The 12,140-nt window shown below is 53.0% G+C and carries 9 protein-coding genes and 4 pseudogenes; all 13 read right to left on the bottom strand.

Annotated features, from left to right (window positions below):
- Positions 1–78 precede the first annotated feature (78 nt).
- Positions 79–1,074 (bottom strand): flagellar hook-length control protein FliK, encoded by a 996-nt coding sequence (locus OEZ10_07160; GenBank protein ID MDH5632758.1) that lies wholly within the window; start codon positions 1,072–1,074, stop codon positions 79–81.
- Between the two features lie 144 nt (positions 1,075–1,218).
- A complete protein-coding gene (locus OEZ10_07155) occupies positions 1,219–2,328 on the bottom strand; it encodes a chemotaxis response regulator protein-glutamate methylesterase (protein ID MDH5632757.1) in 1,110 nt (369 codons plus the stop codon).
- Positions 2,328–2,966 carry a chemoreceptor glutamine deamidase CheD gene (gene cheD, locus OEZ10_07150; protein MDH5632756.1) on the bottom strand — a complete coding sequence of 213 codons (639 nt, stop codon included), beginning with the start codon at positions 2,964–2,966 and terminating at the stop codon, positions 2,328–2,330. The genes OEZ10_07155 and cheD overlap by 1 nt, the downstream gene beginning before the upstream one ends.
- A gap of 3 nt (positions 2,967–2,969) precedes the next feature.
- Complete coding sequence (locus tag OEZ10_07145) at positions 2,970–3,800, bottom strand: protein-glutamate O-methyltransferase CheR (GenBank protein MDH5632755.1); 831 nt, start codon at positions 3,798–3,800, stop codon at positions 2,970–2,972.
- 267 nt (positions 3,801–4,067) lie between these two features.
- Positions 4,068–4,784: pseudogene (locus tag OEZ10_07140) on the bottom strand (methyl-accepting chemotaxis protein).
- Positions 4,785–4,808: 24 nt separating this feature from the next.
- Positions 4,809–6,758: pseudogene (locus OEZ10_07135) on the bottom strand (PAS domain-containing protein).
- A gap of 40 nt (positions 6,759–6,798) precedes the next feature.
- Entirely contained in the window at positions 6,799–7,557 is a 759-nt protein-coding gene (locus OEZ10_07130; GenBank protein ID MDH5632754.1) for a ParA family protein, read from the bottom strand.
- Between the two features lie 23 nt (positions 7,558–7,580).
- A complete protein-coding gene (locus tag OEZ10_07125) occupies positions 7,581–8,093 on the bottom strand; it encodes a chemotaxis protein CheW (GenBank protein MDH5632753.1) in 513 nt (170 codons plus the stop codon).
- A 20-nt stretch (positions 8,094–8,113) separates the two neighbouring features.
- The gene (locus OEZ10_07120) at positions 8,114–8,584 is read right to left on the bottom strand and encodes a globin domain-containing protein (GenBank protein MDH5632752.1); all 471 of its coding nucleotides are present in this window, start codon (positions 8,582–8,584) and stop codon (positions 8,114–8,116) included.
- Between the two features lie 99 nt (positions 8,585–8,683).
- A pseudogene (locus OEZ10_07115) lies at positions 8,684–9,832 on the bottom strand (chemotaxis protein CheA).
- Between the two features lie 1,152 nt (positions 9,833–10,984).
- A pseudogene (locus OEZ10_07110) lies at positions 10,985–11,275 on the bottom strand (Hpt domain-containing protein).
- Positions 11,276–11,288: 13 nt separating this feature from the next.
- On the bottom strand, positions 11,289–11,651 hold the full coding sequence (locus OEZ10_07105) for a response regulator (protein ID MDH5632751.1): 363 nt from the start codon (positions 11,649–11,651) through the stop codon (positions 11,289–11,291).
- 27 nt (positions 11,652–11,678) lie between these two features.
- Positions 11,679–11,996, bottom strand: coding sequence for an STAS domain-containing protein (locus OEZ10_07100; GenBank protein MDH5632750.1), 318 nt, complete (start codon positions 11,994–11,996; stop codon positions 11,679–11,681).
- Between the last annotated feature and the right edge of the window lie 144 nt (positions 11,997–12,140).

Raw genomic sequence — 12,140 nt, 5'->3', positions numbered from 1 at the left:
ATGTTAAGCCGGATTTTTGACATCATGATCGTCTTTTGACCGCGAGTAAATCACAAGCGTCAAGCTTTCATCGGCATGTCAGGCAAACACATTGAGCAGCCCCGACGATGATATCACTGTGTGAACTGTGGATTCTGTTCCCTGGTCGTGGTCGCCAGGCTCATTGTCGGCTGTCATTGCCGTTTCAGTCATGGCTGAAAAACCGGAACGCGAACGACTGTCGCCACTGCCCACGGAACAGTGACCGAGACTCAGGCCATCGGATTCCAGTGCATCCTGCAAACGCAATAATGACCCTTCCACCAGCTCCTTGGCTGCCGGGCTGGCCGTATTGAAATGAATGCGTACGGCATCACCATCCATGCTGATGCTGACGTCAATCGCGCCCAGCTCGCGTGGACTCAATCGAATTTCGGCCTGCTGGATACGCTGGCTGATCATCCACTTGAGCCTGTGTTCCATACCGGATTCCCAGGCCGGTTCATTCATCGCCAGTTCGGCATCCATGATTGAAGGACCGGATGTGCTCGCCGGGGCATTGTCATTTCGGATGCCCGTCATTGAAGTCATGGAATAAGTACTGGCTGCAGCGGTAGCCGCCTCCTGGGCAACCATGGGCCTGGATTGCTCCATTAGTTTGTTAACTGTCGTTAACAATTCCTCGCTGTTGACGTCCGGCACATCCGCAACCAGGTCAGTCGTTACTGTTTTCATTTCCAGGCCTGGCGCCGTGTTGACGCCTATCAATCGCGCTGCCGTGTTGATGGGTAATGTTGCGCCGGTTGCAGGCTCAAGGCCCGCTACGCCCAGCCTGGCGATGTCGCGCGGTATCGCCGGCGACAGGTTTGCCGGTTGCTGCAAGGGCAGAACCGGCAACACCGGTTTTGCTGTTGATTCCGCCGATACCGGCAAATTTTGCAGGCTCGCCGGCAAGATTTGCAGCCCTTCGTTGCCGGGCTGAGGCGGCAATAACTGGTCCAGCACAGACTGGAAATCACCAGGCTCGACTGGTTGCAGGGTTTTTTCCACACCAGCGAGCATGGCCGGGAATATTGCTTCGATCGACACCATCATAAGTTTATTGTCCGCGTAAACAACATGCCTGGTATATCGCAACTTCCGTGCCAGCCTGACTGTCAACCAGTGATGTAAAACAGGAAATCGGTTGCGATCGCGCCGGGCTACGCCGATATTTTTTACGGGGATATGCTGAATTGCTTAACGGGTTGCCAGCTTGTACAACTGACGCGCTATACGACCAAGCGGCATGACGTCATCAACACCACCATGGGCAACGGCGGAACCAGGCATTCCCCAGACAACGCTGGTCTTCTCGTCCTGGGCTACTGTCACCGCGCCCGCCTCCTTCATTTCCTTCATGCCGCGGGCACCATCATCACCCATGCCAGTGAGGATTGCAGCGACCGAGTTCTGACCAACGTTTTGTGCCACCGAGCGGAACAATACGTCGACACTGGGCCGATGGCGATTCACCGGTGGGCCATCACTCAATCGGCAGATAAAACGTGCGCCATCACGCTCGACCAGCAAGTGGTGGCTACCCGGGGCAATATACACGGACCCAGGAACAATCTGCTGGCCATCCTCGGCTTCGTACACCTGCATTTTCGAGCAACGGTTCATGCGTTCGGCAAACGGCTTGCTGAATGCTTCCGGAATATGCTGGGCAATGACAATCCCGGGAGAGTCCGGTGGCATATCCATCAACACTTCCTTGATGGCTTCAGTGCCTCCGGTTGATGCGCCGATGGCAATTATCTTGTCGGTGGTACGAAAATGTCTTGGCGCACCGGTACGGGCCAGCACCGCATCAGCAGACAGCTTTGGCGCCACATCCAGGCCACCGTCAGGCGACCGCTTGATGCGCGATGGATCCAGCGCACGAATATTGGCCTTTGCTGCGGTCTTGATTTTTCCTGCGAGTTCTTCGGAGTAGTCAGTAATGGTGTGGGCAAAATCGGTTTTCGGCTTGGAAACAAAATCGATCGCGCCAAGCTCCAACGCCTGCAACGTAGTATCCGCGCCTTTCTCTGTCAAAGTCGAGACCATCACCACCGGCATTGGCCGAAGTCGCATCAGGTTGCCGAGAAACGTGAGGCCGTCCATGCGTGGCATTTCGACATCCAGCGTGATGACATCGGGATTGAGTTTCTTGATTTTCTCACGCGCCACGTAGGGGTCTGCGGCAACGCCCACCACCTCTATTGATGGGTCCTTTTCAAGAATCTCTGTCAGCATCTGGCGAACCAGGGCCGAATCGTCAACAATCAAAACCTTGATCTTACTGTTCGCAGACAACGCTTCCATCAGAATAGCTCGATTTCACCGCTTACCGGTTCAACATTAATATCACGGCTGTAACTGGCTTCACGCTCCAGAATCGTGGTGTTATGAAGTGAGCGAAGTTTCTTCACCAGCAGTTTCCCGGTGTCAGGCAGGTACAGCACCTTTCGTGGATAAATATCACCAAGATCTTCCGACACCACGCGGAATCCTTCCATTTTCACATACTCGCGTACGAACTCGATATTCTTGCTGCCAATGTCGGTCATGGCATTGAGAATCTTGCCACCGCCGACCAGTTTGACTTCAAGGTTTTCCCGGCTGCCGCCATTTTGCAGTATGGTGTTGACCAGTTGCTCCATGGCGAAGTTGCCATAGCGCGTGGAGCCATTTATCGAGTCGCCCCAGTTGCCATTTTCACCGCTTGGCAACATGAAATGGTTCATGCCGCCTATATTGAATATGGGATCACGGACGCAAGCCGACACACAGGAACCGAGCACGGTGACAATCTGCTCTCCCTCAGTACTGACATAAAACTGCCCTGGCGTTATCTTGGCGCCATAACAGCGACGCTCGCGGTCCCAGTACCGGTTGATGTGCGAAAACCCCCGCAACACCCTGGGTTGTTTTGGCCTGTCCTCGTGGCTGCCTGACAACATCAATCACACCTTGTTATACATGGTTTGCCCAATCAGCTTGAACCTGTCAGAGACCTTGAACAATGATTCCGAATGCCCTATGAAAAGTGTTCCGTGATTTGCCATCAGATCAGCATACCGATTGAACAAGACGCGCTGCGTATCCTTGTCGAAATATATCACCACGTTGCGGCAAAAGATTACATCAAACGGGCCCTTCATTGGCCAGTCGTGTAACAGGTTCAGCTGCTTGAATGTAATCATCTCGCGCAGCTCGCTTCCCATCATCACGCTGCCGGCGTGGTCACCCCGACCCTTTCGCATCCATTTTCCTGTACGGCCGCGATCGATACCTTCGACCCGGCTGATGTCATAGATACCGGAGCTGGCCTTGGCGACGACATTGGAATCCAGGTCGGTTGCCAGAATCCTTACATCCCAGCCCGCGTTCCTTGGGATCACCTCGTTAACCACCATGGCAATGGAGTACGGTTCCTCGCCGGTTGAGCAACCAGCTGACCAGATGCGAATACGTCGTGTCAGCGCGTTTATTTTCATCAGTTCCGGCAACACCGTCTTCTTCAGGTATTCGAAATGATGATTTTCCCGGAAGAACGAAGTGAGATTGGTCGTCAGTGAATTCACCAGCTCGATCATCTCCTGCTCATCACCACTCTTGATAATGTCGCAGTAGTCTGAAAAACGCCTGATCTTGTGCACCTTCAGGCGTCGAACCAGTCGGCCATAGACCATGTCCCGCTTATGTTCACCAAGGACGATACCGGTATTTTCCGTTACCAACTGACGAATATACTTGAAATCCCTGTCAGTAAATTCAAAATCTCGTTCATTCATGTGTTATTCACCAACGCCTTTGACGCTGCTTATTTTCCAACCCTGTCCGGACCGGCACATATAACCGGTCCGGACTTTCAGTACCGAGACGAGCGCCTAGAACTCTTCCCACTCGCTGTCAGAACTGGTGGATTTGCGTGAAGTTGCCGGCGCTGAACGTGATGAAGACGGTGAACGATTGACCGGTGGCGCAGACCTGCGCGACTGGGTGACCGGGGCCGAACCCTGGCCGAGATCAAAGTATTCCATCAGTTCACTCATGCCACGAGCCTGGTCATCCATAGACTTGCTGGCGGCGGCGGCCTGCTCGACAAGCGCGGCATTTTGCTGGGTCATTTCGTCCATCTGCATTACAGCCTTGTTGACCTGCTCAATACCGGATGACTGTTCCTGGCTGGCCGCAGCAATCTCGGAAATAATGTCGGACACCTTTTTGACGCCAGCCATGATTTCGTTGAGTGTTGAACCGGACTTGTCAACCAGGCTTGAACCTTCCTTCACCTTCTCGACAGAGTCACTGATCAGGTCCTTGATCTCCTTGGCGGCAGTAGCAGAGCGCTGCGCCAGGTTACGTACTTCCGCGGCAACTACCGCGAAACCACGACCCTGTTCACCGGCACGCGCTGCTTCGACAGCCGCATTCAATGCCAGCAGGTTGGTCTGGAACGCGATTTCATCTATAACGCCGATGATGTCAGCAATCTTGCGTGAACTGGCATTGATTTCGCTCATTGCCTTCACGGCCTTGCCGACCACATCACCACCCTGTTCGGCTGTCTGCCTCGCGGCATTGGCCAGCTGGTTTGCCTGGCGGGCATTGTCTGCATTTTGTTTGACCGTACTGGTAATCTCTTCCATGCTCGAAGCAGTTTCTTCCAGGGAGGAAGCCTGTTCTTCGGTACGCTGACTGAGATTGGTATTGCCTTCCGAAATTTCACCGGCACCGGTAGCAATGGCGCCTGACGCCTGGCGAATCTTGGTAACCATCTCAAACAGGTTTGATATGGACGTATTCACCGCGTCTGCCAGGGACTTGAACTCACCCTGGTACTCGCCGGTCATGGACTTGGTCAGGCCACCCTTGGCCAGTTCCTTCATAACGTCAATGGACTCACCCATTGGCCCGGCCATGGCATCCAGCATTTCATTGATGCCGTCACCCAGGCCTTTCAGGAAGCCTTCGTAGTTACTGGTATCAATGCGAGTGGACAAGTCACCGGTTACCGCGGCATCGATCATGCTTTCGATCTGGCGCTCGGCGTCTTTCTGCTCGGTAATATCCACCCATTCGACCATGTTACCCATCCATTCGCCTTTAGGTCCGACGATGGCGGTAGCATTGACCCGGAATTCCACGTCGGCCAGTCGCATTTCTGCGGATGCCGGCAACCGGTTCATATCGGCCAGCAACGACCGCTGGTGTGCCGGATTCCTGTGGAACTTGTCAATGCATTGGCCGATCAGGTTCTTGCTGTCAAAGCCCGGGAATACGGAACGCAACGCGCTTTCGCGCTTGGCCATCATGGCCTGCACCGCCGGGTTGACATAAGTGATCGTCAGGTCGGTATCACACATCATGATGTTGGTCTGAGCACCCTGGATGGCCGATTGCAGGCGCGCCACCTCAATCTCTTTTTTGCGGGTTTCGGTAACATCGTCCCATTCCAGGGTGTTGCCGATATACTTTCCGCTGAGATCCAGAATGGCCGATGCACGAATATGGAAGGTCAGCGGGCCTACCTGAATATCGGTTTCATAAGGCAGGTTGCGCGGATCATCCAGCAGGCGACGCTGATGGGCCGGGTTCTTGTGAAACATGTCAATACAGGAGCCAATGGCCTTGTCCACGGAAAACGCTGGATACAGACTGCGCAGGATATCTTCGTAGCGACGTAACAGCTTGATCGTTTCCTCGTTGGCATAGGTAATGACCAGGTCACGATCAATCATCATCATCGCGGTCTGGGCACCATCCACCGCTTTCTGCAGTCTGAATGCCTGTTCCTCGTTCTTGCGCTGCTCGGTCACATCATTCCACTGGACAACGTAACCCATGCGCACACCCTTGGAATTCACCAGTACACGCGTTTCGTGCTCGAACACAAAGTGTCCTGGCGTGATCTTGCCCTGGCGCTTGTCACCCGGTCGCAGAGACTGCAGCAGATTCTTGATCGCCGCCGGATCCTTGTGATACCGGTGAATACTGCCGCCGACGACTTCGCTGACACGAAACCCGGGAAGATACTTGGCCAATTCGCCCTCAATAGACGTAAGAATGTCACGCGCCTTCTTGTTGACGAAAATAATATTCTCGTCCGCGTCCGCCATCATGATGTTGATGGGCGCGAATTCAAGTATGTTCATCAGTATATTTAAATCATCGACTATGCCCTCGGGCTCTGCCGAGAAAGCTGCCGTCATCGTTTCAGGTGATGCCGCCATTTTATTACTCTCCTCATTCGTGTATCCGTCTAACATGACCTTGGCCACGGTTTCCAGTGCCTGTTTCCAGGCGCCATAGAGCTCGTTGGTCCAAAGATCGCCGGCAATCTCTGCCATGACATCAAGCAATACGCCCGCCACAACACCATAGTGCGCCTCTACGGCCCCATAATGCTGATGGCGCTTTCCCATTTCAGTCAGCGCCTTGGCCAGAACATCAGGCTTGCGCAGATTGTTCACCACCAGAACCAGCGCGCTGAGCAGCTTCTTCTGCTGCTTGGCCTGGGTCGTATTGGCGAACATGGGCACTACTTCAGGATGTCGTTTGAACAACTCCTCGTAGAATCGTGCAACCAGTTTCTCGCCCTTCGGGGCCAATGCATTGAAACTGGTTTCCAGAAGATCAATCTTCAAACCCAGCGGGTTCGATGCCTCGTCCGGATCAGATCCGCTGTCCGTTGACGACTTCACCGGCGAGGGTGTGTCGTTCCCGCCTGGCTCATCATTTCCTTTCATCCAGCCAAGTGGATCATGCCCGATCTTGGCTGCCTGCTTCTTAGCCATGGATAGTTCTCCCTAAAACGATATCTTCAGCCAATGAACGATAATCATCGGCACCATTTCCATTAGCCTTGTACTCGAAAATCGTTTGCGTAAAGCTTGGACTCTCTGCCAACGCAACTGTTTCACGAATCGATGTATTCAGCACCTTTCCCGGGAAATAGGACACGAGCTTCTCGCGCACATCCCGGGCCAATCGTCTGCGCTCCTGGAAGCGCGTTACAACAACCCATTTCTTTAGTTCGGCCCCCAGCGCACTTTCGATATGACCGAACAGCTCCATCAGCCGGGACAATCCATGCAGCCCAAAATAATCTCCGGAAACCGGAATCAGCACTTCGTCCGCAGCGAACAATGCATTCATGCCGAGCAATCCTGCTGAAGGAGGGCAATCGATAACCACGTAGTCGTAGTCATCGGGTAACTGGTCGATGGCATTTTTCAGTAGCCAGCCACGCTTGCTGCCACCCTCGGTTATGTGTTCGGCATCACTCAGGCGAGGGCCTGCAGGCGCAACCCAAAGCCGGTCGCGCACCTCCAGCCTGACATCGGTCAACAATGAACCTGACAGCAATACATCGTCGACGCCGGTAATCGGATCGACAACACCAAAACCGAGGCCGAACTGTCCCTGCGGATCCATGTCAATGCCAAATACACGGTTACCGGCCAGGGCCAGGGCATGAGCCAGGTTAATAGACGTAGTGGTCTTGCCAACACCGCCTTTCTGGTTCATTACCGCAATAATTCGCATAACCCGTTCCCTGTGTTCCCTGATCAGGCAGCAGCAGGCTGCCCGGGGTTTTCCAGTTCCTTGCCACTGCAAAGAAAATCAATATCAAGAATAATGACCATCTTTTCGTCAAGCGTGGCCATACCCTTCAGGTAGCCAGTCTTGATAGAGCCGCCGAATTCCGGGGTCGGGCTGATCGATTCGGGTGAGATGTCATATACGTCGGATACACCATCAACAACAATGCCCATGGTGCGCGTCTTTTCACCATCCATAACCCGAACAACAACAATTACTGTTGTCGTGCCATAGGGAATCGGGTCAAGACCAAAACGCAGGCGCAGGTCAATGATCGGCACGATCGTGCCACGCAAGTTCAGCACACCCTTGATGTAATCCGGCGTGTTGGGAATATGGGTAACGGTATCCCAGCCCTTGATCTCCTGCACACGCAGGATATCGACACCATATTCCTCGTTGGCCAACATAAAGGTCAGGTACTGGTCAGTATCGGAATCAATACCACCGGCACTGTCCCGGTCATTCATGTCATTCATACTTCCCGCACTAAATTCGCTCATTGCTTAGCCTCTTTCACGCCAATTCTGTTAACGCCCCCGACCGTCGCTCCGGCGCCGGCAGACAGCATCACCGTACTTGCAACATTCAGAAGATCCCGCCAGGCGGACTCGATATTCGAAGTCCAGTTCTTGCCGGCCATGTTCGCCATGACCGAAATCAACGTATCTGTAACAACGCCATAATGTCTTGCTTCCGCACCATAATGCTTGTGCCTGACGCCCATGTTATTCAGTTCTGCTACAAGTACCTCGGTGTTATCCAGGTTCTTCACCACGAACCCGATGGCGCCAGCGAGTTTGTTCTTTTGTTCGTCCATATCCGTATTGACGAACAGCGCTGCCACATCCTGTTTTGCCAGGAGCTTTTCATAAAAACGGTCAACCAGTTCATCGGCGCGGTCAGCCAGCAAGGCAAAGCTGTCCCGTATCGTCCTGGCATCAATACCCAGTGAATTGCCCCTGCCCATACTGACACCGGTATTGCTGTCAAACCGGAGTTTCGGCATCGACTTGTTTCGTGCCGCCAGGTCTTCAAGAGGATTTCCTTTTTTGTGCCGGTTCAGGGCGATAAGGCCGGGTACATCAACAATCATCGATACCGTGCCGTCGCCAAGAATTGTTGCCCCGGACAGGCCTTCCACCTTGCGGAAGTTTGTCTCCAGGCTCTTGATAACAACCTGTTGTTGCCCGAGAAGATCATCGACAAACAAACCTACACGAACACCATCACCTTCAACGACGACAAGCAGTCCCTCATCTATATTGGTAACCGGGTTCTCGACACCGAACAACCAGTACAGTCTGAGTATCGGCAGATATTCATCACGCAAACGGAATACTTCGCCACGGCCGGCAACCATGCTGACCATGTCGGACTTGGCCTGGATAGATTCAACAATGGAGACCAGCGGGATAATATAGGTTTCGTTTCCAACAGATACTGTCTGACCATCCAGTATGGCCAGCGTCAGTGGCAGGCGAATGGTAATGGTCGAGCCATGCCCTTCCTTCGACGCAATTTCCACCTGTCCGCCAAGGGCACGAATATTCTTGCGCACCACGTCCATGCCAACGCCACGACCGGAAAGATCACTGACCTGGTCAGCTGTGGAGAAGCCGGGATGGAAAATCAGGTTGTGAATATCCTGCTCGGACAGGGACTCGTCGCCACTGATGACGCCTTTTTCCCTGGCCTTGCTGAGTATCTTCTCAGTATTAAGCCCGGCACCGTCATCCTTGATTTCGATTACAATGTTGCCACCCTGATGATAGGCATTAAGGTGCAGTGTGCCGGTCTCCGGTTTGCCCTTGGCCACGCGATCTGCAGGCCTTTCAATACCGTGATCAATTGCATTTCGAACCAGGTGCACCAGCGGATCACCGATTTTCTCCATAACCGTCTTGTCAAGCTCGGTCTGTTCGCCGGTCATCTTCAGATCAATCTTCTTGGCCAGCTTGCCGGAAATATCGCGCACCATGCGCGGGAACCTGTTGAATGCGAAGCTGATCGGCAACATGCGTATACGCATAACACTTTCCTGCAGTTGCCGTGTATTGTTTTCCAGTTCAGCCAATCCGTCACGCATGGCCTGCAGGTGTTTCATTTCAAACTTTTCACCTAGCTGGCTCAGCATCGACTGCGTGATCACCAGTTCGCCGACCATATTGATCAACTCATCCACCTTGTCGATGCTTACGCGGATAGAACTGGCCTCGGTATTGACATTGCGTTTGGCCGCCTCTGCCTTGTCTGCCGCAGCCGCCCTGGACGGATCGTCCTGGACCGCAGGCTTTATTGTTTTCGGCAACTCATCGTGCTTTTTCTCTGTCTTCTCCGCAACGAGCTTCAGACCGGGCGCGAGTAACTGGTTCCAGGCCTGCGTCCACTGCGGCTTCCATTGTTTTCCTGAAAGTTCAGCGCAGGATTTCAGCAGTTCTTTCAAAGACTGCTCAGCTGTCAGCCGGTCAATACCGCTTTTATCAAGTGCTGATGCCAGACGCTTTAGCTGTTCAGCCACCGCGTCGGCATTGCCATTCTTGGCAACCAGGTTCTCGACCGCGTCAAGAACCAGTCCCTGGACATGGGCAATGCCGCCCTTATTGCCAAGAACAGTTTTCAATAACTCCGGAAACCCGGAAGCCGCCTGTTTGAATATTCCCGCGAAACCGGGCATCAGCACCATGAATGATTCTTCTACATCTGAACCGGATTCTCTGGCTGCCGCGACGCTTTCCTTTTCCCTGCTGACTACGGCGTTCCCGCTCCACTTGTCGGTTCCCGACATCGGCTCTATCAACAGTTTGCATTGATCCTCCACCCAGGCAAATACCTCGCGCACGGTATCCATGTCCGCCCCGGTCTTGACCTTGATGTGCCAGCCAAGATAGCAATCTTCGGCCACAAGCTGGTCAAGAGTCGGCAGCTGATCCACGTTAACACGCGTTTCCACTTCACCAATGTCTTCCAGCTCACGCAGAATGCGCAGCGGATCATTTCCGGTTCGCAGCATTTCCGGTTCCGGAACAAAGTGAATATTCCAGCCGACGATGCCGTTCCCGGCCGCTTGATCCGAAGCGGTCTGGCCAGGATCAGTAGGACCCCTGCCTTCACCATGCAGCTGATCAAGCAAAGCGTCAAACTCCTCGTCAGTAATATCCTCATTGGCGACACTGGTAACAGGCCCCTTGCCCTTGCCATGCAGTGTATCCAGAAGGTTTTCGAATTCATCTTCAGTAATAAGATCATCATTACCGGCCGATGCTGTCGTTGACACGCCACCTTTCAGAACCGAGTCGAGTTGCGCCTGCACGGTGGAGACGTTGTCTTCATCAATATCGCCGCCGTGCTGCATGACCGAAAGCATCTCGCGAATACAGTCTACTGACCTGAGGAACAGGTCGATATCATCCCGGCTGATCTGCCGATCTCCGGAGCGAACCTTATCCAGCAGGGTTTCCATAATATGGGTAAAATCTGCAACCCGGGAGAACCCGAATGTCGCCGCGCCACCCTTTATTGAGTGAGCACCACGAAATATTGTATTAATATCTTCCTCGTAGTCGCCGCTGGTATCGAGATTCAGGAGAGCGTTCTCCATATCATCGAGACCTTCGGCACTTTCCTCGAAAAACGTATCATGAAATTGTGACAAGTCCATCGTCGTGGTTTTCCTAGCTGACTACCTTGTTAATGACCGCTATAAGCTTTTCCGGGTCAAACGGTTTTACTATCCATCCTGTTGCGCCCGCTTCCTTGCCTGCCATTTTCTTTTCATGATCTGATTCAGTGGTAAGCATCAAGATCGGAACAAACTTGTATTCCGGTAGCTGCCTGAGTCGCTTGATCAGGGTAATACCATCCATCTTTGGCATGTTGAGATCTGTCAGGACAAGGTTGTATTTTCCTTTCTTGGCAGTCTCAAGCGCATCTTCCCCGTCCACCGCCTGGGACACTTCGTGACCTGCCGACGTCAGAGCCGAGAGCACCATTTCCCTCATGGATGCAGAATCATCAGCAGTTAATATGTTGGCCATATTTGTCTCCTAAGCTGTACAAACCATTCACGCCCCGATGCCAAGAAGCTCACCGGCGCCAAACAGCCTGATCGTATGTTCCAGTTCGCCTGTCAGGCCACTCCAGGTAACTTCTTTCTTTCCTGCCACCATACTGCAGAAACTGATCAGCATTTGTATGGAAGTGGTATCCATCCGGTCCACGCCGGACATATCCATCTCCACCTGTTTTTCTCCACTGTTCAACGCTTCAATCAGTTTCTTCTGCAACTCGGAAGCAGATTCAATATCAGTCATGCCTTCAATACGTACTTTCATTACCGGATCACCAAGTCCCGCCAGACCGGAATCCCGGTCATTTGACACAATATTATCCCTGGCACCCGTGCCCGTTAGGTCTGGTGCCCGCTTCCTATTTATCGTCATAGATGAGATCAACTTAAACAGGTTTGCCATGGATATGTAACCTTATGTTTCAGAATTGCGCCAAACCAGTGACACCGGCTTCAA

It is taken from the genome of Gammaproteobacteria bacterium, from assembly GCA_029880545.1.
GTDB lineage: Bacteria > Pseudomonadota > Gammaproteobacteria > Acidiferrobacterales > SZUA-150 > JAOUOD01.
Note: the sequence above shows the minus strand (reverse complement) of the source record. Positions and strands in the feature narration are given on the sequence as shown.